At 59.5% G+C, this 22,440-nt stretch carries 25 protein-coding genes, 1 tRNA gene and 2 pseudogenes; 8 read left to right on the top strand and 20 right to left on the bottom strand.

Features of this window, described 5'->3' with window-relative positions; translation table 11 throughout:
* Window position 1 precedes the first annotated feature (1 nt).
* A complete protein-coding gene (locus tag ASC85_RS13980) occupies window positions 2–970 on the bottom strand; it encodes a glycosyltransferase family 2 protein (RefSeq protein WP_057449767.1) in 969 nt (322 codons plus the stop codon).
* Window positions 971–1,271: 301 nt separating this feature from the next.
* Between ASC85_RS13980 and ASC85_RS13975 the strand changes: the two genes are divergently transcribed.
* The 3 genes from ASC85_RS13975 (at window position 1,272) to ASC85_RS13965 (ending at window position 2,906) form a co-directional block, all read left to right on the top strand.
* Window positions 1,272–1,463, top strand: a complete 192-nt coding sequence (locus ASC85_RS13975; RefSeq protein ID WP_057449765.1) for a YegP family protein — start codon at window positions 1,272–1,274, stop codon at window positions 1,461–1,463.
* Between the two features lie 177 nt (window positions 1,464–1,640).
* A complete protein-coding gene (locus ASC85_RS13970) occupies window positions 1,641–2,447 on the top strand; it encodes an AraC family transcriptional regulator (protein ID WP_057449764.1) in 807 nt (268 codons plus the stop codon).
* 90 nt (window positions 2,448–2,537) lie between these two features.
* On the top strand, window positions 2,538–2,906 hold the full coding sequence (locus ASC85_RS13965) for a cupin domain-containing protein (RefSeq protein WP_046065119.1): 369 nt from the start codon (window positions 2,538–2,540) through the stop codon (window positions 2,904–2,906).
* An 11-nt stretch (window positions 2,907–2,917) separates the two neighbouring features.
* Here ASC85_RS13965 and ASC85_RS13960 read toward each other — a convergent pair whose 3' ends face one another.
* From ASC85_RS13960 to ASC85_RS33810, 3 genes and pseudogenes are all read right to left on the bottom strand, one after another.
* Window positions 2,918–3,664 (bottom strand): phytanoyl-CoA dioxygenase family protein, encoded by a 747-nt coding sequence (locus ASC85_RS13960; protein ID WP_057449762.1) that lies wholly within the window; start codon window positions 3,662–3,664, stop codon window positions 2,918–2,920.
* A 13-nt stretch (window positions 3,665–3,677) separates the two neighbouring features.
* On the bottom strand, window positions 3,678–4,457 hold the full coding sequence (locus ASC85_RS33815) for a methyl-accepting chemotaxis protein (RefSeq protein WP_430458899.1): 780 nt from the start codon (window positions 4,455–4,457) through the stop codon (window positions 3,678–3,680).
* Window positions 4,458–4,535: 78 nt separating this feature from the next.
* Window positions 4,536–5,312, bottom strand: a pseudogene (locus ASC85_RS33810) (MCP four helix bundle domain-containing protein); the annotation flags it as partial.
* 343 nt (window positions 5,313–5,655) lie between these two features.
* Here ASC85_RS33810 and ASC85_RS13950 point away from each other — a divergent pair.
* Entirely contained in the window at window positions 5,656–5,922 is a 267-nt protein-coding gene (locus tag ASC85_RS13950; protein ID WP_057449856.1) for a hypothetical protein, read from the top strand.
* Between the two features lie 545 nt (window positions 5,923–6,467).
* On the opposite strand, the gene ASC85_RS13945 is transcribed toward ASC85_RS13950, so the two are convergent.
* The 8 genes and pseudogenes from ASC85_RS13945 to dapA all read right to left on the bottom strand — a co-directional run bounded on the left by ASC85_RS13945 (window position 6,468) and on the right by dapA (window position 11,345).
* Window positions 6,468–6,977: a type II toxin-antitoxin system YhaV family toxin gene (locus tag ASC85_RS13945; protein WP_057449758.1), complete on the bottom strand. Its 510-nt coding sequence runs from the start codon at window positions 6,975–6,977 to the stop codon at window positions 6,468–6,470.
* Window positions 6,978–6,979: 2 nt separating this feature from the next.
* On the bottom strand, window positions 6,980–7,264 hold the full coding sequence (locus ASC85_RS13940; RefSeq protein ID WP_057449756.1) for a hypothetical protein: 285 nt from the start codon (window positions 7,262–7,264) through the stop codon (window positions 6,980–6,982).
* A gap of 144 nt (window positions 7,265–7,408) precedes the next feature.
* Window positions 7,409–7,568 (bottom strand): annotated as a pseudogene (locus ASC85_RS33110) (phage tail protein); the annotation flags it as partial.
* 88 nt (window positions 7,569–7,656) lie between these two features.
* Window positions 7,657–7,746: transfer RNA gene (locus ASC85_RS13935), tRNA-Ser, on the bottom strand.
* Window positions 7,747–7,829: 83 nt separating this feature from the next.
* A complete protein-coding gene (purC, locus tag ASC85_RS13930; RefSeq protein WP_057449754.1) occupies window positions 7,830–8,543 on the bottom strand; it encodes a phosphoribosylaminoimidazolesuccinocarboxamide synthase in 714 nt (237 codons plus the stop codon).
* Between the two features lie 27 nt (window positions 8,544–8,570).
* Window positions 8,571–9,329 (bottom strand): MBL fold metallo-hydrolase, encoded by a 759-nt coding sequence (locus ASC85_RS13925; RefSeq protein ID WP_003198811.1) that lies wholly within the window; start codon window positions 9,327–9,329, stop codon window positions 8,571–8,573.
* A 4-nt stretch (window positions 9,330–9,333) separates the two neighbouring features.
* The gene (gene bamC / locus ASC85_RS13920; RefSeq protein WP_057449751.1) at window positions 9,334–10,449 is read right to left on the bottom strand and encodes an outer membrane protein assembly factor BamC; all 1,116 of its coding nucleotides are present in this window, start codon (window positions 10,447–10,449) and stop codon (window positions 9,334–9,336) included.
* Window positions 10,450–10,466: 17 nt separating this feature from the next.
* Window positions 10,467–11,345, bottom strand: a complete 879-nt coding sequence (gene dapA, locus ASC85_RS13915; RefSeq protein WP_003198806.1) for a 4-hydroxy-tetrahydrodipicolinate synthase — start codon at window positions 11,343–11,345, stop codon at window positions 10,467–10,469.
* A gap of 315 nt (window positions 11,346–11,660) precedes the next feature.
* On the opposite strand from dapA, the gene ASC85_RS13910 reads away from it, so the two are divergent.
* Both ASC85_RS13910 and ASC85_RS13905 read left to right on the top strand, forming a co-directional pair.
* Entirely contained in the window at window positions 11,661–12,221 is a 561-nt protein-coding gene (locus tag ASC85_RS13910) for a glycine cleavage system protein R (protein WP_003184325.1), read from the top strand.
* 10 nt (window positions 12,222–12,231) lie between these two features.
* Window positions 12,232–12,705: a peroxiredoxin gene (locus tag ASC85_RS13905; RefSeq protein WP_057449749.1), complete on the top strand. Its 474-nt coding sequence runs from the start codon at window positions 12,232–12,234 to the stop codon at window positions 12,703–12,705.
* A gap of 131 nt (window positions 12,706–12,836) precedes the next feature.
* Here ASC85_RS13905 and ASC85_RS13900 read toward each other — a convergent pair whose 3' ends face one another.
* Both ASC85_RS13900 and ASC85_RS13895 read right to left on the bottom strand, forming a co-directional pair.
* Complete coding sequence (locus ASC85_RS13900) at window positions 12,837–13,907, bottom strand: AI-2E family transporter (protein ID WP_014337033.1); 1,071 nt, start codon at window positions 13,905–13,907, stop codon at window positions 12,837–12,839.
* A 29-nt stretch (window positions 13,908–13,936) separates the two neighbouring features.
* Window positions 13,937–14,176, bottom strand: a complete 240-nt coding sequence (locus ASC85_RS13895) for a sulfurtransferase TusA family protein (protein ID WP_003198801.1) — start codon at window positions 14,174–14,176, stop codon at window positions 13,937–13,939.
* A 98-nt stretch (window positions 14,177–14,274) separates the two neighbouring features.
* Between ASC85_RS13895 and ASC85_RS13890 the strand changes: the two genes are divergently transcribed.
* Window positions 14,275–15,708 carry a M48 family metalloprotease gene (locus tag ASC85_RS13890; RefSeq protein ID WP_057449748.1) on the top strand — a complete coding sequence of 478 codons (1,434 nt, stop codon included), beginning with the start codon at window positions 14,275–14,277 and terminating at the stop codon, window positions 15,706–15,708.
* A 63-nt stretch (window positions 15,709–15,771) separates the two neighbouring features.
* Here ASC85_RS13890 and ASC85_RS13885 read toward each other — a convergent pair whose 3' ends face one another.
* From ASC85_RS13885 to rpoE, 4 genes are all read right to left on the bottom strand, one after another.
* Window positions 15,772–17,202 carry a DegQ family serine endoprotease gene (locus tag ASC85_RS13885; protein WP_057449747.1) on the bottom strand — a complete coding sequence of 477 codons (1,431 nt, stop codon included), beginning with the start codon at window positions 17,200–17,202 and terminating at the stop codon, window positions 15,772–15,774.
* Between the two features lie 233 nt (window positions 17,203–17,435).
* Window positions 17,436–18,383 (bottom strand): MucB/RseB C-terminal domain-containing protein, encoded by a 948-nt coding sequence (locus ASC85_RS13880; protein WP_057449746.1) that lies wholly within the window; start codon window positions 18,381–18,383, stop codon window positions 17,436–17,438.
* A gap of 13 nt (window positions 18,384–18,396) precedes the next feature.
* Window positions 18,397–18,984 (bottom strand): sigma-E factor negative regulatory protein, encoded by a 588-nt coding sequence (locus ASC85_RS13875; RefSeq protein ID WP_057449745.1) that lies wholly within the window; start codon window positions 18,982–18,984, stop codon window positions 18,397–18,399.
* A 31-nt stretch (window positions 18,985–19,015) separates the two neighbouring features.
* Window positions 19,016–19,597: an RNA polymerase sigma factor RpoE gene (rpoE, locus tag ASC85_RS13870; protein WP_003172477.1), complete on the bottom strand. Its 582-nt coding sequence runs from the start codon at window positions 19,595–19,597 to the stop codon at window positions 19,016–19,018.
* A gap of 559 nt (window positions 19,598–20,156) precedes the next feature.
* Between rpoE and nadB the strand changes: the two genes are divergently transcribed.
* Complete coding sequence (gene nadB, locus ASC85_RS13865) at window positions 20,157–21,773, top strand: L-aspartate oxidase (RefSeq protein ID WP_057449744.1); 1,617 nt, start codon at window positions 20,157–20,159, stop codon at window positions 21,771–21,773.
* On the opposite strand, the gene ASC85_RS31200 is transcribed toward nadB, so the two are convergent.
* The gene (locus tag ASC85_RS31200) at window positions 21,742–22,194 is read right to left on the bottom strand and encodes a protein YgfX (protein WP_082534379.1); all 453 of its coding nucleotides are present in this window, start codon (window positions 22,192–22,194) and stop codon (window positions 21,742–21,744) included. The two genes, nadB and ASC85_RS31200, sit on opposite strands and share 32 nt — an antisense overlap.
* Entirely contained in the window at window positions 22,178–22,432 is a 255-nt protein-coding gene (locus ASC85_RS13855) for an FAD assembly factor SdhE (RefSeq protein ID WP_003184348.1), read from the bottom strand. Before ASC85_RS13855 ends, ASC85_RS31200 begins: the two co-directional genes overlap by 17 nt.
* Window positions 22,433–22,440: the final 8 nt, after the last annotated feature.

Raw genomic sequence — 22,440 nt, 5'->3', positions numbered from 1 at the left:
GTCAGTCCTTGGCGTCATAGACGCGCCGCACCAGGAAAATCGGTCGGCGCTTGGATTCGATATAGGTGCGGCCCAGGTACTCACCCAGCACGCCGATGCCGATCAGTTGCAATCCGCCCAGGAACGTGACCGCCACCATCAGCGAGGCATAACCCGGCAGGTCCACCCCGGAAATCAGCGTTCGCAGCACGATGAAGATGGCGAACGCAAAGGACACCAGCGAGACGCAAAGCCCCAGGTACGTCCAGATACGCAGCGGTTCGGTGCTGAAGCTGGTGATGCCTTCAAGGGCAAAATTCCACAGGCGCCAGCCATTGAACTTGCTTTCACCGGCGGCCCGTTCAGGCCTGACGTAGTCCACGTAGGTGGTGCGGAATCCTACCCAGGCAAACAGCCCTTTCATGAAACGGCGCGATTCAGGCAGGGTTTGCAGCGCATCGACCACGCAGCGATCCATCAAGCGAAAATCGCCGACATTCTCCGGCAGCTTGTGGTCGGCGATCCTGTTGTGCAGCCGATAGAAGCCGTTGGCGGAAACCTGCTTGGCCCAGGAGTCGGAGTCGCGGTTGATCCGATGGCCCAGCACCACTTCGGCACCGTTGCGCCAGTGGGCAATCATTTCCAGGATCACTTCGGGAGGGTCTTGCAGATCGACATCGATCGGCACAATCGCCTGGCCACGGGCGGCTTGCAGGCCGGCACTCAACGCCGCCTCCTTGCCGAAGTTGCGACTCAGGTCGACGACTCGGATGCGTGGATCGGCCTTCTGCCGTTCCAGCAGCAGCACCAATGTATCGTCCACGCTGCCGTCATTGACGAATACCAGCTCCAGGCTCACCAGCGCTTCATGGGCAAAGACCTGGTCGATCCTGGTCATGAACACATCGATGGACTGGACTTCGTTGTAGACCGGAATGACAAGCGAAAGCGCTAGATGACCTTGCAGATCCGCTCCTGGATATTCAGTCACTTGATGGCTCTTTTTCTTATAGTGTTTTCAGTCCCATTGGCTTGCGGCCCTAGGCGTCAAAACGTATTAAGCAGGACCGAGCAGGGCAACGCAAGGATCAAACCGGAACTTCAGCGGACTGCATGTTCGCAACATGACTTTTTTCCTACAGAAAGTCGAACGCCCTCCCTGGGTTCATGCCCAGCAATATTTGATAACCAATGGAAACGAATTTCCCATAGCCAAAACCACTCACTTGGCTAGGCTGGCAAGCACATGTCCAACGCATGTCTTGACTGAATGAATCGCAGGGAGCGAACCGATGTATTTTGAAATCTATCGACAGACCCGAGGCACCCCGAGCAGCGGAAAAGGCCAATGGCGCTGGCGCTTGAGAGCCGGCAACCACGAAACGATCGCCAGTGGCGAATCCTATGTGAACAAGAGTGACTGCCTTCATGTCATCGGGCTGATCAAGAATGTCCAGGGCGAAACGCCGGTAAAGGAGATCTGAACAGCGCCGCGTGGGCCGTGTAGGAGCTGGCGAAGCCTGCGATCTTTTGATCTTGATCTTTCACTTGAGATTCAAGTGCCTGGGGAAAGATCGCAGCCTCGTTGCACTCGACAGCTCCTACACCGGTTCAGCTTTTTTTGCGGTAGGGTATGCGGACAAAAGCAGGAGGCTGGTGCAATGACTCGATCAATCCATAATCGCGACTGGCTGGTGCGGGCGCCCGATTCGAGGAAAATGGAACGCATCGAGGCCTATTTCAGCGGGCATGGCTACACCACCCATCGCCATGACACCTACGCCATCGGGATCACACTTTCCGGCGTGCAGAGCTTCAACTATCGCCACAGCAAACGCCACAGCCAGCCCGGCGTCACCATCGTCCTGCACCCCGACGAGGTGCACGATGGCGAAGCCGGGACCAGCGAGGGTTTTCGCTACCGGATGTTCTACATAGAACCGTCGGTGATCCAGCAAGTGCTGGGGGGCAAGCCATTGCCCTTCATCGAAGGAGGATTGTCCAACGACCCTCGCCTCAACATCGCGACCCGCCGATTGTTGAACAGCCTGGATCACCCCCTCGACCCATTGGAGGAAGAGGACGCCATCTACGACGTGGCCCAGGCGCTCGACCTTGCGGCGGGCAACCGGCGTGGCCGGCGATTGATCGACTACCCGGCAGCAGAACGTGCCCGCCTGTTCATTCACGATGCCCTCGACCAGGTGATCACCCTGGACGACCTGGTGCACGCAAGCGGCAGGGACCGCTGGAGTCTGTCCCGGGATTTCCGGACGCTGTACGGCACCAGCCCCTATCGCTACATCACCCAAAGGCGCTTGAATGAAGCCCGGCGCCTGGCATTCAACGGCACGCCGCTGAGCGAAGTGGCCCTGGCCTGCGGTTTTTTCGATCAGAGCCACATGACCCGGCTGCATACCCAGGCCTTCGGCATCTCACCGGCACGCTGGCTGAAAATGCTGCGCTAAGGCAACTGCAAAAAGCTGCACGATCATCCAATACGCACGCTGGCACGAACAATAAAGTAGGACGCATCACCGACCAAGGAGCATGCCTCGATGACCCGTTACACCCCCATCAACTTCGCCCAGAAATACAGCCTGTTCCAGGAACAGTGGACACCGAAAGTCGTGGCCGAGATGAACGACTACCAATTCAAGCTCGCCCGGCTCGAAGGCGACTTCGTCTGGCACACCCACGCCGACACCGATGAAACCTTCATCGTGCTGGAGGGCGAGCTGCGCATCGACTTTCGCGATGGCGCGGTGACCCTTGGCCCAGGTGAGATGTACGTGGTTAAAAAAGGTGTGGAGCACAAGCCCAGCGCCGCACAGGAAGTGAAACTGCTGTTGATCGAGCCTCGCGGCGTCATCAATACCGGCGAAGAAACCAATGAGCGAACGGCGGTCAACGATGTGTGGATCTGACTGAGCCAGGCTCAATCGTATTCAGCTTCCTGATGGTCGCCCAACAACCGCCGCTGGCGAGGTGTGGCAGCGGCCAGCACCTCAGGGTTGAACTGCCAGTGCAGATAGGGTGAAAACTTCTGCGCGACCATCCGCCGACCGTAGTGCACCTGGAGCATGTAGCGCGTGCGGTCGGCGGTCCGGTTGTCACTGCCGGCGTGCCATAGCTCGCTGCGCAGAATCAGCACATCACCCGCCCGGCACAGCACTGGCTGCGCGGAGCGCCCTTGCCACTGCGTTTCGCCCTTCACTGGTGCCCGGCCGGCTTTGTGGCTGCCCGCAATGACCTGGGTCGGGCTCAAGTCCGCGTCGATGTCATCCAGGTAAAACTGCGCGGTAAAAACCTGCATCGGCAGTTCAAAGGCAGGGTCGGCCAACAGCCCTGGCGGCAATTGCATCGCCAGATAATCCAGATGCAACGGCGCCCCGGTAAAACCGGGATGGCAGCGCCAGGCCGTTTGGCCGATGACATGGCAATCATCGCCCAGGGCCGCCTCGGCCAGCTCGATCACCCCGGCCACATCCAGGAACGGCAGCCAGAACGGATCGCGATTGAACACGCATTTGTAATGATCGATGACGCCGCTGTAGTCCCAATGCTGGGGCTTCAACTGGTCGATGGCGTGGCGCAGGTCAGCGATCTGCCCGGCGTTCAACACACCGGGCAGCAGGATAAAGCCGTGCTGATGCAGGGCTCGCAGGTGGTCGTCAGTCGACACGACACCACCGGATTCAGGTGCGGAAGCGGCCGACCAGCCCTGCCAGGTTTTGTGACAGAGTGGAAAGCTGTCGGCTGGCGTGCATGCTCTGGGCGGAATTGGCGGCCGCTTCGTTGGACAAGTCACGGATGTCGGAGATGTTGCGGGCAATCTCCTCGGTGACGCTGCTCTGCTCCTCGCAAGCGCTGGCGATTTGCGCGGCCATGTCGTTGATCTGCTGGATCGAACCGCCGGTACCGCTAAGCACCTGATCGACGCCCGCAGCTCGTTCGACACTGTCCCGGGCCTTGCTGCTGCCCACATGCATGGCTTGTACAGCCTTGGCGACACCGCTCTGCAACCGCTCGATGCGAACCTGAATGTCCTTGGTCGAATCCTGTGTGCGCGCCGCAAGCGCCCTCACTTCATCGGCCACCACGGCAAAACCACGGCCCTGCTCACCGGCCCGCGCGGCTTCGATGGCAGCGTTCAGCGCCAACAGGTTGGTCTGTTCGGCAATGCCACGGATCACCTCAAGCACGGCGCCAATACTGGAAGTTTCCTGGGCCAATGCCTCGATCGTGCCCGAAGCGCTTTCCACTTCCTGGGCCAACTGGCGAATCGACTCGATGGTACTGCTGACCACCTCGGCGCCGTCACGAGACTGACTGCTCGCCTGTTGCGCGGCACCCGACGCGTTCGCCGCGTTATGCGCCACTTCATGCACCGCTGCACTCATCTGGGTGGCGGCGGTACTGACCTGATCGAGCGCCGCATGTTCGCTACTGATCAACCGGTCATTCGTCGCGGCCATATCGGCCATGGCGCGCGCTGCGGAATCAACCTCCCCGGTCACCCGTCCAACCTCGGCGATCAGGGGCTGCAACTTGTCGAGAAAACGGTTGAAGGCACTGCCGAGCTGACCCAACTCATCGGCCGAACGAACCTCGAGACGGCCTTTCAGATCGCCACCACCCTCGGCAATCTGCTCGACGCGGTGCAGCAAACGACGCATAGGGCTCAACACAACGAGTGGCAGAACGACAAGCACCAGGATGCAACCGAGCAGGCCGACCAGCAGAATCACGCCTTGATGCACACCGACCATCTCACCGTTTTCAATCGCTGCGTCACCTTCGCGATGCGACGCCGCATCTTCCAGCTCACCCAGCTTGTCAATGGAGTCCCGCATGCTTTCGAACAGGCGCTCGCTATCACCAAAGCTCAAGGCGCTGGCGCCCTGCGGATCGCCTACAGACAGTTCGAGGACCCGCCGCGACACCTGCATCCATTTCCCGAAGCTGTCATTGAACTGACTGACCAACGCCTGCGCCTCGGCACCGGGCTGCATCGCGGCATATTTCTGCACGCGGTCATAAGCCTGCTTCGCATTCTCGCCATGACTGGTGCTCAGCGCTGGTAGATGCTCATTGGCATGACCATCCAGCAAGCTACGTTCGGCAACGAAAGCCTGATAAAGATCACGGTCGGCGTTGAGCAACAGGCTGATGGCCGGCAGATAACGTTTGGTCAATTGCGTACTGGATTCAGTCACCTGACCGATGCCGCGCATGCCCGTCCACCCCATCAGCACCAGCAACACAGCCAGGAATGCGATCGGAAGGGTGATTTTCCAGCGAAAGCCCAGATCGGCAAAAAACCGTAGCATGGGGTGTCACTCCTTTCATGGGAATTAACTTACCTATCGGCAGCCATGCCTTGAGCTATAGACCATTAGTCTAATTGTTACAAAGCTTTGGGTCTGGCAGACACCGGGGTTATGCAGGTCGCGGAGGGGGTTAGGCGGGATAAAAAAGGCGGGGGGAGGCAATTGCTGCGGGGAATTTTCTGACATTTTCCGCCCACATAATTTAGGGAGTTTTCTGACTCATCATCTGATTGATGATTTCTCCAGCGAGGCCCTATAGTCCAAGCGTCGTTCGTAAGAGCGGCTTGGGTTTGGCGACTCAATGACAAATGGTAAGAAAGCCCTCAATCAAGCGGAGTTTGAAATGAATAGATACATGGCTCTTACCAGCAATGCCGACGATCAACCCCTCTTCGTCGATACCTCTGCGCCTTTGCATATCCTGCTCGACACGGCGGGTTATAGAATTCGCGCGGTCACCCAGCTTTTAGAGAACCTCGCCATGCGAGAGGACATTACGAGTGATTCAGTGATCCTCCAGGATTTTGCACAGCTGTGCTGCATCTCCTTGAGGGATGGTTGTGACGTGCTTGATGTCATCGCCCGGCGGTTGGATGCAGAGCCGGCCTAGTATTGAAGGGCCTCTCACGGGGCCCATTTCGGGGGCGAGTCCCCATTAATGACGCTGAAGCCCTCCGGTTTGCCAGAATCGATCACAAGCGGATCAGCATGACTGCAATTACTTAGGTACTCCGATGATCACCACAAAAGTCGACAAAGCGCACAAAAAAGTCGTTCAAGATGAGCTGACATTTGTTGATGTCCGACGAGCAGCGCGTGATGGTCTGAAAATGTTCGATAAGTTTGTACTTACTGGCAAGCTTCCCATTACAAAGTAGGCATGAATGCCAGCCGAAAATCTCCGCACTTGTTGCAGCGTGATCCCTTTCAAGCGTCGTCGGACTGAGCCGGCAAACGCCATGTCGTAACGCGGCCCATCCATGGGAGAGACAACATCGCGGCGTACATCATAGCCAGGCGATCCGCCCCCCCCCCGAAGCTCACGCTCGCGGTACTGCCGCGTAATCCATATCGCCGCGCTCGTCGTACGCGACAAAACGCCAGAAACGAAAAAGCCCAGCGGATACGCCGGGCTTTTATGGGAAACGGATGGCTTTATTCTTCTTCCGTTCCTGTCGTAGAGCTTCCATATTCCAAGACGCCGCAAGCCGCGATGAGGTCGGTGTAGGAATTAGGCATTTTTCCGTTTAGGAGCATTGCGGTAAAAACTGCATACACATCATTTTTATCGCCATCCTTCCTCAACGTTTTCTCATCATTGAGCCAAGCGTAGATGATGGTCTTCGGCGCCTCGGATCGGAACTGAAAAAACAGGCGATACCGTGGAGGGATCCCTTGCTTCTTCACTCGAAACCAATGTTTGAAGTCACGCCCCAGCGTGTTTCCCTGGCGATAGCAGGTATGGCCCGGATCAGACGGAACATTTATTAGGATATTCGCGCTCACTGCATCGAAAAGCTTGTAGACCGGATGATGGTGAAAGCCTTCCGGATCATTAGCCATCGCCCTCTCAACAGCGACAGTGATTTCTTCGAGGCGCGCAATGAATAACGGGTGTGCATAAAGTGCCCACCCGTTTTCGATATGAATCGTGCTTTCGGTCACGCTTAGCCTTCTTGAAGCTCGCGGCGACGATTGTCGTCTGCCTGATTGCGAATTGCTTGAATTCGCTGCAACAGGCCGCGAGGGATAGGCTGGATACCCTCAGGATTGTCCTTGATATCCCTATCAAGCAGATCAAGGAACTCGATACCTGCTTGAATCTCTGCCTTTCTTTCGGTAAACGAGACGACATTGCCTTTAGACATGACTTCTCTCCATCGCAAATTTTCCTGCATTTGCAGCAGGACATGACCTGAACGCTTCATGGCGAGCATGGCCTTATGGGGCATTTCCGTGCCATCTGTAGGATTACTGTAGATCACTATGGTTCACGAGGAGTGCATTTAACACCATCAAAGCCGAATAAAGGAAGCGTGATGATGTAACAGATGGCGAAGCCTGTACGGATGACCAGACCAGACGAAAATGCCATATCAAACGTCGGTTTGCGCGTCTCTGTACCGCAATACAAGTCGCGTACGATCAAGCCATGGCCCACCGAATACAATTATTTCTGATGGACGGCCATACTGGTGGTGCAACGGAAAGGCCAAGCAGTGACGGGGCGGAACCGAGGAAGATCCCAGCATGGTTGGAGGGAATGACATCCGCACCCATTTCCCCAAATTACCCCAAATACAAAAAAGCCCCGAGGCGGTTAAGCGCTCGGGGCCTTTAAATATGGCGGAGAGATAGGGATTTGAACCCTAGGTACTGTCGCCAGTACAACGGATTTCGAATCCGTCCCGTTCGGCCACTCCGGCATCTCTCCAGTGGCGCGCATCATACCAGCACATTCGCCGGAAGCGAACCCCCGAGCGAAATTTTTTCCGTGCTATCAGATGCTTGCGTCGATTACAGCGGCACACCCAGGCGCTGGGCGACTTCTTCGTAGGCTTCGATGACGTCACCGAGGCCCTGGCGGAAGCGGTCCTTGTCCATCTTCTTCTTGGTGTCCTTGTCCCAGAGGCGGCAGCCGTCCGGGCTGAATTCGTCGCCCAGGACGATGGAGCCGTCGCTGAACACACCGAATTCAAGCTTGAAGTCCACCAGCAGCAGGCCGGCGTCGTCGAACAGCTTGGTCAGTACTTCGTTGACCTTGAGGGACAATTCCTTCATGCGGGCCAGTTGCTCGGTGGTGCCCCAACCGAATGCCACGACGTGGGATTCGTTGATGAACGGGTCGCCCTTGGCGTCGTCCTTCAGGAACAGCTCGAAGGTGTAAGGGTTGAGCTTCATGCCCTCTTCCACGCCCAGGCGCTTGACCAGGCTGCCGGCGGCGTAGTTACGCACGACGCATTCAACCGGGATCATGTCCAGCTTCTTGACCAGGCATTCGTTGTCGCCCAGCAGCTTGTCGAACTGGGTCGGCACGCCGGCGGCTTCGAGCTTCTGCATGATGAAGGCGTTGAACTTGTTGTTCACCATGCCCTTGCGGTCCAGCTGTTCGATGCGCTTGCCGTCGAACGCCGAGGTGTCGTTGCGAAACAGCAGGATCAAGCGGTCAGCGTCGTCGGTCTTGTAAACCGACTTGGCTTTGCCGCGGTAGAGTTCTTCACGTTTTTCCATGATGGGCTCCGCTTGCTAAGTAGTGGGCTAGGCGATATGTCGCCAGTCGAGCCCTGAATCTTGATCGGCCAGTTGCAGCCAGTCTGGGTCGCACCCGAGGGTGTCGACAAAACATTGCCGGGCCAGCTGCGGCAGGTTGTTCTTGCTGCTCAGATGGGCCAGGACCAGGTGTTGCAGGCCTTGCCAGCCCAACTCGGCCACCAGGAACGCTGCCTGGTGGTTGTTCAAATGTCCGTGTTCCCCGCCTACCCGCTGCTTGAGGAAGTACGGGTAGTAACCACGCGCCAACATGTCGCGGCAGTGGTTGGACTCGATCATCAACGCATCGAGGTCCCGGTAACTGTCCATCACCCTGTCGCAATACGACCCCAGGTCGGTCAGCAACCCAAAGCGCCGCTCGCCGTCGCTGAACACATATTGCGTCGGCTCCCGGGCATCGTGCGCCACGCTGACCACGCTGATATCCAGGCAACCGATGCGCAGTTGCTCGCCACCGGCCACGAACCCGGCCGGCTCGATGGGCTTGCGCAGGCCTTCCAGTGTGCCACGGCTCAGGTACACCGGCAGATTGTAGCGCCGAGACAGCAAACCCACGCCATGCACGTGGTCGGCATGTTCGTGGGTCACGAGTATCGCGCTCAGTTGCGCCGGATGCACACCCAGGCGCAACAAGCGCTTCTCGGTTTCCCGCAGGGAGAAACCACAATCGACCAACACATACGTGCCGGCGCTGGCTACCAGCGTGCCGTTCCCTTGGCTACCGCTGCCGAGAACGGCAAAACGCATCGGATCAGCCCAGGTTGTCCTGAATCACGCCCAACACCTTACGGGCCACATCGGCCGGCGCCACGGTGTTGATGTTTTTCTCGACGGTGACCTGGACGTTGTCGCCGACCTTGCTCAGGCGAACCTGATAACGCTCGGCGCGGGCTTCGATTTCTTCCTTGTCCGGCTTGCTGCCAAACAGGCCACTGAAGAAGCCAGGCTTCTCGTCTTTCTTCTCGGCCTTTTCAGCGAGGTTGATGTAGTACAGGCCCAGGCTGCGGTTGATGTCTTCAACGCGCCATTCGCCCTGCTCCAGCGCACGGCCAACGCTCGACCAGGCACGGTCCAGGTCGGAGCCGACGTTGAGCACCGGGTTGCCGCTGCCGTCTTCGCTCAGGCTGACGCGGCTCGGCGCATCGAACTCCTTGGACGCCAGCATCGAGACCGAACCGCCCTGCTCCGCGGTACGGCTCATGCTGGCAAGCATGTCGTCCACCAGGGCAGCGTCCAGGCCGGTATTGACCGAACGGTTGGTGAAGGCCACGTCGGCGGCGCTGCCGGCAGGCCGTTCGGCGCTGACCACATAGACTTCACTGGTGTTGCGCTGCACGCCCGGCTCGATACGCACCCGCACGCGGGTTTCGCTGTCGGCCGCGACACCAGCGGCGCTCATGCGCTTGGCCATGGCGGCGGACAATTCATCGGAGCGCTGCCAGGTGGTGGTGAACTCGCCAGTCTGTGGGCGCTGTTCGTCCAGGCGGAAACCGTTGTCCTGGAAGAACTGGATCGCCACAGGCCAGACTTCGGCCGGTGGATGCTGGCCCATGACCCAGCTGGAGTCGCCGCTCTTCTGCAGGGTGTAGTCGCTGGCATCGGCCACGGCCGACAACGGCTGTGGACGTGGGACGATGTATTCGCCCTTGACGCTGTCGTCGGCTACGTTGCGCGGGATCGGCAGCAGCGGATCGAGGCGCTTGGCAACGCTGACATCTTGCGGCAGTTGCATCGGTGCAGTCTGTTGCGCCTGCAGGTAATCGCTACCACGGTCGCGGAAGTAACCTTCCGGTCCCCAGATCCATCCGCAGCCGCTGGTGCTGGAGATAATCAAGGCAAGTGCGGAAAGTCCGGCCATTCGCTTCATGCGTTGTACTTCCTCAATTAAACCAGGACGCCGGACTGGCGCATGGCCTGCCGCAGCGGTTCTTGACAGGGGGTGCTCAGCCAGGTCAGTGGCAAGCGGATGCCTTCGTGCATCAGGCCCATTTCAACCAAGGCCCACTTCACCGGAATCGGGTTGGCTTCGATGAACAGGTCCTTGTGCAACGGCATCAGTTTTTCGTTGATTGCCCGTGCAGTCTCGGCGTCGCCCTTGAGCGCCGCCTCGCACAGGTCGGCCATTTCGCGTGGGGCAACGTTGGCGGTGACGGAAATGTTGCCCTTGCCACCCATCAGGATCAGCTCGACCGCGGTCGGATCATCGCCGGACAGCACGATGAAGTCCTTGCTCACGCCATCGAGAATGGCCTTGGCGCGCTTCATGTCGCCGGTGGCTTCCTTGATACCGATGATGTTCGGCACCGTGGACAGGCGGATCACGGTCTCGGCCAGCATGTCGCAGGAGGTACGACCGGGAACGTTATAGAGGATCTGCGGGATGTCGACGGCTTCGGCAATGTGCTTGAAGTGCTGGTACAAGCCTTCCTGGGTCGGCCTGTTGTAGTACGGGACGACCAGCAGGCAGGCGTCGGCACCGGCTTCCTTGGCGTTGCGGGTCAGCTCGACGGCCTCGCGGGTCGAGTTGGCGCCGGTGCCGGCGATGACGGGAATGCGACCGTTGACCTGCTTGACCACGGCACGGATGACTTCGATGTGCTCATTGACGTCGAGGGTTGCCGACTCGCCGGTGGTACCGACGGCGACAATGGCATGGGTGCCGTTCTCAAGGTGGAAGTCCACGAGTTTGCTGAGGCTGGCCCAGTCAAGATGCCCTTGTGCATCCATGGGTGTGACCAGTGCCACCATACTGCCCGCAATCATGAAACCGCTCCTGCCGGAAAAAGAGAGCGGTAATGGTACTGGCGCCAAGATGCTTGTACAAGCGAACTACCATTCCCCTTGGCGATGGTTTTCGCTACCCTTCAGGCTTTGATCGGTACCGACAAGCTCATACGCCGGTTTCCAGCCTCCGTTTTCGTCGCCGCAAGCCCCGATCCCGGGTTTGTCCTGGTGCATTCCTGCTGTCGCGGAATGCAGCGCAACCCTGGGCACAAGGCTTGAGCCGTTCGTTTTTCCGGGCCTGGCGCTGTGTCGAGCGGCAAAAGTACCGACCGCTCATCGCTTTAGGAATGCTGCATGTCCACCCCCACAGTCCGCGAACAATTCCTTGTTATCAGTGCCCTTGGCGCCAACCCCATGGAGCTGACTAACGTCCTGTGCCGCGCCAGCCATGAAAATCGCTGCGCCGTCGTGACCTCACGCCTGACCCGTCATGGCGAATGCAGTGCGCTCGTGCTCGAGATCTCCGGCAGCTGGGACGCCCTGGCTCGCCTGGAAGGCAGCCTGCCGGTGCTGGCCAAGAAGCATGCCTTCACCGTCAACGTGGTGCGTAGCGCCGCGCTGGAGAACCGTCCCCAGGCCCTGCCCTACGTGGCCTACGTGAGCTCGGCCTACCGTCCGGACATCATCAACGAGCTGTGCCAGTTCTTCATGGACCACCACGTCGAGCTGGAAAACCTGACCTGCGACACCTACCAGGCCCCGCAGACCGGCGGCACCATGCTCAATGCCACGTTCACCGTGACCCTGCCGGCCGGCACCCAGATCAGTTGGCTGCGCGATCAGTTCCTGGATTTCGCCGATGCGATGAACCTGGATGCCCTGATCGAACCGTGGCGCCCACAAAACCCAATGTAAGGAAGCGTTCATGGCCGTTGCAGTCGACCAGCCGGTTACCGATTTCCAGGCACCCGCCACCAGCGGGCAGACCGTCAACCTCGCCGCCCTCAAGGGCAAGCAGGTGGTGATCTACTTCTACCCCAAGGACAGCACCCCGGGCTGCACCACCGAAGGCCAGGGTTTTCGGGACCAGTATGCGCAGTTCCAGGCCGCCAACACCGAAGTGTTCGGCGTCTCCCGGGACAGTCTCAAGTCCCACGAGAACTTCAAGTGCAAACAGGAATTCCCGTTCGAGCTGATCAGTGACAAGGACGAGGCCGTCTGCCAGCTGTTCGATGTGATCAAGCTGAAAAAGCTCTATGGCAAGGAATACCTGGGCGTTGATCGCAGCACATTCCTGATCGACAAGAACGGCGTGCTGCGCCAGGAATGGCGCGGCGTGAAGGTGCCGGGGCATGTGGATGCGGTGCTGGCGGCGGCTCAGGCACTCAACAAGGCCTGAATCTTTCACTGCCTGTCCTGGCGCTATCGCGAGCAGGCTCGCTCCCACAGGGTTCTATTAAACACCATAGATCCTCTGTGGGAGCGAGCCTGCTCGCGATGAGGGCATAAGCCCTACCATTATTCAAAGAGCTACAACAACGGCGCCACCACCGGCTCCTTGCTCGGCCACGCATCCAGCACCGCCTTGAACAGGGTCGCCAGGGGAATCGCGAAGAACACCCCCCAGAACCCCCACAGCCCGCCAAACAGCAGCACCGCACAGATGATCGCCACCGGATGCAGGTTCACCGCCTCGGAGAACAGCAGCGGGACCAGCACGTTGCCGTCCAGCGTCTGGATGATCCCGTAGACCGCCATCAGGTAGATGAACTGATCGCTCCAGCCCCACTGGAACAGCGCAATCAAGGCCACCGGCACGGTCACCACCACGGTGCCGACATAAGGCACCACCACTGAGATGCCCACCAGCAGCGCCAGCAAGGCGGCGTAATTGAGTCCCAGGGCGACGAAGCCGATGTAGGTCACGCCACCGCAGATAAAAATCTCGATGACTTTGCCGCGAATGTAGTTGGCGATCTGGCGATTCATCTCCTGGGCCACCCGGGTAATCAGCGCCCGCTCACGCGGCAGGTAGCCACGGACCCAACGGCCGATCATTTCCCGGTCCTTGAGGAAGAAAAACACCAGGATCGGCACCAGCACCAGGTAAATCATGATGTTGACCAAAAGCGGCAGGCTGGACAGCGAAAACGTCAGCGCCCACTGGCCGAACTTGCCGATCTGGCCGCGCACGACTTCAATGGCTTGCAACACCTGCTCGTCGGAGACCAGGTGCGGATAACGCTCGGGCAACAGCAACAGCACGGACTGCCATTTGGCAAGCATCCCCGGCAACTCGTTGAAGAGCGTCACCAACTGGTGCCAGAGCAGCGGCACGATCACGATTATGAACACCAACAACAAGCCCATGAACAGGGCGAACACCAAGCCCACCGCCACCGCACCCGGCAACCGCAAGCGCTCCAGGGTCGTGACCAAACCTTGCATCAGGTACGCCAGCACCATCCCCGCCAGCACCGGCGCCAGCATGCCGCCCAGGGTGAGCACGGCGGTAAAGGCCAGGAATAGCAGCACTGCCAGGACCACAGCTTCTTCATCGGAGAAGTAGCGCTGGATCCAGTCGCGTAACACTTTGAACATTAAAAATCCTTAAGAGACGCTGTCGGTTTTCAGGCCTTTTTCAGCCAGTAACGGTAGACGCCGTTATCGTCTTCTTCATGCAGCAGCGTATGACCAGCCAATCGGGCGAAGGTGCGGAAATCACGCTGCGAACCCGCATCCGTGGCGATCACCTTGAGCACACTGCCGCTGGCCAGGCGATTGAGTTCCAGCTTGGCCTTGAGCAACGGCAACGGACAGTTCAGGCCGCTGGCGTCCAGTTCGGCATCGTGGGCTACAGCATCAGTCATGGGTTCACTCCGCGGCAGATCGTTGAGCGGCCTAGAATATCTGGTCCCGGGCCCGGTGTCCGGCTACAGTAAGGTCTTTGTCGACTAAGGCTTCGTGCATGACATTTCTGCGCCCCACCCTGCTGACGCTCGCTTGCCTGCTTGCCTCACCGGGCTTCGCCGACGACCTGCCGTCACTTGGCGACGCCAGTTCTGCCATCGTCTCGCCAGAACAGGAGCACCAACTGGGTCGCGCCTGGCTGGCCCTGCTGCGCAGCCAGGTTTCACAGCTCAACGACCCACAGCTCAAGGACTACGTCGAATCCAGCGTCTATAAACTGGTGGAAACCAGCCAGGTCAACGACCGACGCCTGGAGTTCATCCTGATCAACAGCCCGCAGCTCAACGCCTTCGCCGCACCTGGTGGAATCGTCGGGGTCAACGGCGGCCTGTTCCTCAATGCACAGACCGAAGGCGAATACGCCTCGGTCATGGCCCACGAACTGGCGCACTTGTCACAACGCCACTTCGCCCGCGGCGTCGAAGCCCAGCAGCGCATGCAGGTGCCGATGATGGCCGCGCTGCTGGCCGGCATCGTGATTGCCGCCGCCGGTGGCGGTGACGCCGGGATCGCGGCCATCGCCGGGACCCAGGCCGCGGCCATCCAGGAACAACGGCGTTTCTCGCGCCAGAACGAACAGGAAGCCGACCGCATCGGCATCCAGAACCTCGAGAAAGCCGGCTACGACCCGCGGTCCATGCCGACCATGTTCGAGCGCCTGATGCGCCAATACCGGTTCGACGCCAGGCCCCCGGAATTCCTGCTGACTCACCCGGTGACCGAATCGCGGATCGCCGACACTCGCAACCGCGCCGAACAGGCCAGGCCGGGCGGCATCGAGGACAGCGTGCGCTATCAACTGATTCGTGCACGGGTCCAGTTGATCTATGAAGAAACCCCGGGCCTGGGCGCCAAGCGTTTCCGGGCGCAGCTGGATGAGAACCCGAAGAACGACGTGGCGCGCTATGGCCTGGCGATCGCGCAAATCAAGGGTGGCCAGTTGAATGAAGCACGGGAGAACCTCAAGCCGTTGCTGGCCAAATCGCCCAACGAGATCATCTACAACCTCGCCCAGGTGGACCTGGACATCACCAGCAACAAACTGGCCGACGCTCAATCGCGCGTCGACCGGATGCTGAGTCAATACCCGGGCAACTATCCGCTCAACCAGGTACGCGTCGATCTGCTGCTCAAGCAGAACCGCCCCGCCGATGCCGAGAAGGCCCTGGAATCCTTGCTCAAGACCCGCCCGGACGATCCGGACGTCTGGTACATGGTGGCCGAGACCCGCGGGCTGTCGGGCAATATCATCGGCCTGCATCAGGCCCGTGCCGAGTACTTCGCACTGGTGGGCGACTACCGTCAGGCCATTCAGCAGCTGGACTTCGCCAAACGGCGCGCCGGCACCAATTTCCCCCTGTCGTCACGCATCGATGCCCGGCAGCGGGAACTCATGGAGCAGGAACGCATGGTCAAGGACATGATGGGCTGAGCATTTGCCAGACAATAAAAAACCGCCTCTCTCGAGGCGGTTTTTTATTGAGCCGCTAGCCGGTCATTCGGCCAGCTTGAAGGTGATGAAGCTTGCACGCCCCTGACGCAGGACCCGCATCGAGACCGAACGATTCTTCGGCAGCGCCTTGGCGATGTCGGTGAACTCCTTGGCGGAGCCGATGGCCTGGTTGTTCAGGTGCGTAATGATGTCGCCCGGCTGAAGGCCGATCAGGGCGGCAGGTCCCTCCTGCACCTCCTTGATCACCACACCGCCCTGAAGCTCCAGGGTACGCTTCTGCTCTTCGGTCAGCTCGGCCACCGCCACGCCCAGACGGTTGCTGCTGCGCTCGACGCCAGACTTGGGCAGCGAATCCAACTCCTTGCCTTCTTCAGGAATGGCGCCGACGGTCAATTCGACGTTCTTGCGCTTGCCTTCACGAATCACTTCCAGATTGGCCTTGGCACCGGCCTTGAGGGCGCCCACCAAGTGCGGCAGGTCGGCGGACATGACGATCGGCTGACCATTCATGCTCAGGATCACGTCACCCACTTGCAGGCCGCCCTTGGCAGCCGGGCCACCTTCCTGGATCTGCGCCACCAGCGCACCGGCCGGTTTTTCCAGCCCGAACGACTCGGCCAGGTCCTTGTTCACTTCCTGGATGACCACGCCCAACCAGCCACGGCTGACCTTGCCTTCGCTTTTCAATTGGTTGGACACGTCCATGGCAACGTCGATCGGAATCGCGAAGGACACGCCCATGAAGCCACCCGAACGGGTATATATCTGGGAGTTGATGCCGACGACTTCACCCGCGAGGTTGAACAGCGGGCCACCGGAGTTACCCGGGTTGATCGGCACGTCGGTCTGGATGAACGGCACATAGTTTTCGTTCGGCAGGCTGCGACCGATGGCGCTGACAATACCCTGGGTCACGGTGTGGTCGAAGCCGAACGGCGAGCCGATGGCCACGACCCATTGGCCGGCTTTCAGGTCCTGGGATTTGCCCAGCTTGAGCACGGGCAGATCCTTGCCTTCGATTTTCAACAGCGCCACGTCGGAACGTGGATCGGTGCCGATCAGCTTGGCCTTGAGCTCGCTGCGATCGGCCAGGCGTACCAGGATTTCGTCGGCATCGGCGATCACATGGTTGTTGGTCAGGATGTAGCCATCAGGCGAAATGATGAAGCCCGACCCCAGGGATTGCGCTTCGCGCTGGCGACCACCGCCGGGGGAACGTGGTTGTTGCGGCATGCCGCGCTCGAAGAACTCACGCAGCATCGGTGGCAAACCTTCCAGGTCCGGCATCTGCTGGTCCGATACGCGGCGATCCGGCAGTTTCTGGGTCGTGCTGATGTTCACTACAGCGGGCGAAGCCTGCTCGACCAATTGCGTAAAGTCGGGCAACTCGACCGCCACGGCAGGAACGGCCTGGCCGAGCACAAGCACGGTGGCAAGGATGGAGAGATAGGTTTTCAAGCGTGGTATCGACATACGGCTCCCGTTACGACGAGCATGGTTAAGCGATATGGAGCAAGGAATACCAGGAAAAGATACGCCGGTATTTTTGTTCCGGAAACAGACAAGGCCAGGGCCGAGCGGCTCTGACCTATAGAAAAAAAGCTGGGTTTTTGCAAATGAAAATGCTGACAGGAAGTTTCGGCATTTCGATCAAGCCCCGGCGTCATCAGCCTCTTGCGCAATCGAATCCCCCCGCAGCCAGCAGGCTATTGAGTCGCCGTGACGTCGGAGCGCATGGAAAGCGCAATCCGTTCCGCCGTACCGATAGGAATCTCTCCGACCACCGTAACCATCATCTCACCCTGAGGCGTCGTCAGCCTACGCGAGACGGCAGCCGTCGGGCCGAGCTGAGTACGGGTATCGGTGGCGTTGGCACCGTTCAACGGCTCCAGGAACACCGAAAAGCGCGCCAGGCCATCGTCGTACATCAAGCTGTTGACCTGGACCTGGGTGTCCGGGTCCTTGCGCACGACACTGCTGGACAGTTCGAAGCCAGGCGGAAGCCAGTCCGAGTGCCAGGCGGCTTTCACCGCGACGACCTTGGCGGAATCCTGCGCAACAGCCTTGCATTCGGCGCTGGCTTGCAGATCACCGTCTGTCGGCGCAGCGACGTTCAAGCGGGTGAACTGGAAACGTTCGAGCAACTGGCCCTTGTCATTGAGCAACAAGGACTTGAGCGGCAGGCCGGTCTCTTTGTCCAGGTGCAGCTCGAAGCCATAGCGATGCTGATCCTTGGGCGTCAACGATACAATGACCGCTTGGCGTCCAGCCACGCGCGACTTGCCAATGACGGCCAGGTCATACCAATTCTTGAGTTTTTGCGGATCGAGCGTACGTGAGGTGCCGTCAGGCGTATTGCCCAGCCCCGCGATCAAGGAGCCACTGACGCATTGAGTATGCCCATCAATGCGCAGGACTTCCTGTGCCGAGCCGTCGAGCTGGAGTAACCGCTCGCGGACTTTGCCATCCTGGACGCGATGCCAGATGTTATGGGTAGAAAAACTACCGTTGCGCTCGTAAACGAAAGTGCCCTGGAAGCTCTGCTGTTGCTCGGCTTGACTCAGGCGGTTCAACCAATCCTGAGCCTCATCAGCATGGGCTGGAATCACACACCAGCCACCAAGCAGCAGCGTGAATAGAGGTATGGCGCGCAATGGTTTTCCTTAATTAACGGTTTTCCATGCTGGCTGCACGGGCGTAAGGCAGCGCGCTTTCAGTACCTTTCAGGGCAGCTTGCTGAGCATGCTGACGCAGGTAGTTGGGCAGACGCTGATCATGCCAGCCAGGTTGGCCTTGCAGAACACCATTGACCATCGGGCCTGCGGTTTCCGAGCCTTCGCTGTAGCCGGCCAGTACCGCTGGGCCCTTGACCTGTGGAGCGACCAGGCCTGGCTGGTTGGACTGCTGCGCCATCTGCACGCCGGCAATCTCATCCTGGTTGTACAGGCGCACACCGGCCAGTACAGCCACGGTGACCGAAGCGGCTACTGCCAGGCGACCCAGGCTGCGCCATGGTCCGCGAGAAGCTTTTGCCGGTACGGCTTCGTCAGCCAATGCAGCGGAAACGGCCGCAGCGATGTCCAGGCGTGGAAGCAACAAGTCCTTGTGCATCACGGCCCGGGCGATCTGGTAACGAGCCCAGGTCTCACGGGTTTCAACATCGTCGAAGGCATTCAATACCCGACGCAATTCCAGTTCGTCCGCTTCGTTATCCATCACTGCGGACAGCGATTCCTGCAGGGCTTCACGACTCATGGCGTTCCTCTCTTGGCTGTCGCCGCTGTCTCTAGTTTTCCTGCAACAAAGGTTGCAGGGCTTTATCAATGGCCTCCCGGGCGCGGAAGATCCGGGAGCGCACGGTGCCTACAGGACATTGCATGACGCTCGCAATGTCTTCGTAACTCAGACCGTCGAACTCGCGTAAAGTTAAAGCCGTACGCAAATCTTCGGGCAGTTGCTGGATGGTTCGATGGACGGTGCCTTCGATCTCATCCCGCAGCAACGCACGTTCTGGTGATTCGAGATCCTTGAGGCCATGATCGCCATCATAGAACTCGGCATCTTCAGAACTTACATCGCTATCCGGCGGCCGACGGCCGCGTGAAACCAGATAGTTTTTCGCCGTGTTGATGGCGATGCGGTAAAGCCACGTATAAAACGCGCTGTCCCCGCGAAAATTTCCAAGTGCGCGGTAGGCCTTGATGAAGGCTTCCTGAGCGACATCCTGCGCTTCATGGGTGTCGTGCACGAAACGCACGATCAACCCGAGAATTTTGTGCTGGTATTTAAGCACTAGCAGATCGAAAGCTCGCTTGTCGCCGCGTTGGACGCGCTCGACCAGCTGCTGATCCTCTTCCTGGGTTAGCATGAACACTCCTCGATAAGCTCGAAGGAGGCTTGCATTACTAATTGACCGGGCTTGCAAACATAGACTCGGGCTTTTCGCAAAAGTTCTCCCCCTTCCAAGCAAGTTTCCGGCGCGCTCTGATCTCGGCACGCACGAAAAACGCAGCAGGAGATTCCCCGGCTGCGCGAATAATCTGTCACCGGGCCTGACGGCAGAGACTCCAATCGAAATCTTGCACCAACCCGATGCTGCTCCCTTTTGCAGACAACCGTCTATTGAACGTAGGCGCTTGGCAAAAGTTCCCACTATTTATAGCGCTGTACACTGAATATCAGGCAACCATGACGAGATAAACAGCGTTCTGTCCTCGAAACGGCGGCCTTATCGACGTTGTACCAAAAACGGCGATCCGACGAAGCGTGTCGCTTTTCTGTCACGCTGGTTTCACATTGCCATGAACGCCCGGCTATTGTGCCGATCCCCCCCTCTATATACTAGTGGGCTGCGTGGCTGCCTGACCCGCTGAAGCGGTGTCTTGCGCCAACCCCGACCCGGGTCGCCTTGAGCGGAAACCATTCGAATGAGCCAACAGTTTCAACACGATGTTCTGGTAATCGGCAGCGGAGCCGCCGGATTGAGCCTTGCACTGACTTTGCCGGCGCATTTGCGCATTGCAGTACTGAGCAAGGGCGACCTGGCCAACGGTTCGACCTTCTGGGCCCAGGGCGGTGTCGCAGCCGTGCTGGACGATACCGACACCATTGAATCCCATGTCGAGGACACCCTCAACGCCGGCGGTGGCCTGTGCAATCCACAGGCGGTGCGTTTCACCGTGGAACATAGCAGGGAAGCCATCCAGTGGCTGATCGACCAGGGTGTGCCGTTTACCCGTGACGAACAATCGGGCACCGAAGACGGCGGTTTCGAGTTCCACCTGACGCGCGAAGGCGGTCACAGCCATCGGCGCATCATCCATGCGGCCGACGCCACCGGTGCGGCGATCTTCAAGACCCTGCTCGCCCAAGCGCGACAGCGGCCGAACATCGAACTGCTGGAACAGCGCGTCGCGGTCGATCTGATCACCGAAAAACGCCTGGGCCTGGACGGCGATCGCTGCCTCGGTGCCTACGTGCTCAATCGCGGTACCGGTGAAGTCGACACCTACGGCGCGCGCTTCGTCATCCTGGCGTCCGGCGGCGCAGCGAAAGTCTACCTGTATACCAGCAACCCCGACGGCGCCTGCGGCGATGGCATCGCCATGGCCTGGCGTTCGGGTTGCCGGGTGGCGAACCTGGAGTTCAACCAGTTCCACCCTACCTGCCTCTATCACCCGCTGGCCAAGAGCTTCCTGATCACCGAAGCCCTGCGTGGCGAGGGGGCACACTTGAAGCTGCCCAACGGCGAACGCTTCATGCAGCGCTTCGATCCGCGCGCCGAACTGGCACCGCGCGACATCGTTGCCCGGGCCATCGACCACGAAATGAAGCGCCTGGGTATCGATTGCGTTTACCTGGACATCAGCCACAAGCCCGAAGCGTTCATCAAGAGCCACTTCCCGACGGTGTACGAACGCTGCCTGGAGTTTTCCATCGACATCACCAAGCAGCCAATCCCGGTGGTGCCGGCGGCGCATTACACCTGCGGCGGCGTGATGGTCGACCAACAGGGCCGCACCGACGTGCCGGGCCTGTATGCCATTGGCGAAACCAGCTTCACCGGCCTGCACGGCGCCAACCGCATGGCCAGCAACTCGCTGCTGGAATGTTTCGTCTACGCCCGCTCGGCGGCGGCAGACATCCTGGCGCAATTGCCGCAGATTGCCGTTCCAGCCGCCCTGCCTTCGTGGGACGCCAGCCAGGTCACCGATTCGGACGAAGATGTGATCATCGCGCACAACTGGGACGAACTGCGGCGATTCATGTGGGACTACGTGGGCATCGTACGCACCAACAAGCGCCTGCAACGGGCACAACATCGGGTGCGCTTGCTGCTGGATGAAATCGACGAGTTCTACAGCAACTACAAAGTCAGCCGCGACCTGATCGAGCTGCGCAACCTGGCCCAGGTGGCCGAGCTGATGATTCGCTCGGCCATGGAGCGCAAGGAAAGCCGGGGGCTGCATTACACGCTAGACTACCCGAACCTGCTGCCCGAGGCACTGGACACTATCCTGGTGCCGCCCACCTACGCCGACTGAACCTGAGCTGTACCCGCAGGCGCCGATGGACATCCGGCGCCAGCGCGTCGCGCGGCACACACAGCGAGCGGACCCGCCGTTCACCCTGCACGCGAAAGCGCAGCACGACGATCATCGGCAGCGCCAGGCTATCGGGGCGCAACTGCACAGCGCGCCAGCCATCGGCCCGGCTCCAGAGTTGCCAGCCAGCGGCATTACGACGCAACCCGCAGAAAGCCCGGCGATGGGTCAGTACTACATATCGGGGGATCACCCAGGCGCCATGGGCCAGGCACAATACGATGCCAAGCGCTGCGAACCAGGATGGGACGGACAACAGGAACAACGAACCCAGGGCGAACACCTGGGCCAGTAGATAGGCCGCCAGCAGTTGCCCGGAGGCCTGCCAGCGGCATTCGAAGCGATTACTTGGGCTGGACACGGTCCAGAATCATCCGGACCATGCGCTGCAACTCGGGGTCTTCGGATTCGCTGCGCTCCATGAACCAACCGAACATGTCCTGATCCTCGCATTCGAGCAGGCGGACATAACACGCGCGGTCCACTTCATTGAGATGGGGATAAACCTCTTTGACGAATGGCACCAGCAACACGTCCAGCTCAAGCATGCCGCGGCGGCTGTGCCAGTAGAGGCGATTCAGTTCAACATCTTCGACCATGGAGCGCT

The sequence above is a fragment of the Pseudomonas sp. Root401 genome (genome assembly GCF_001425105.1).
GTDB lineage: Bacteria > Pseudomonadota > Gammaproteobacteria > Pseudomonadales > Pseudomonadaceae > Aquipseudomonas > Aquipseudomonas brassicacearum.
This window is presented reverse-complemented; position numbering and strand designations above follow the sequence as displayed.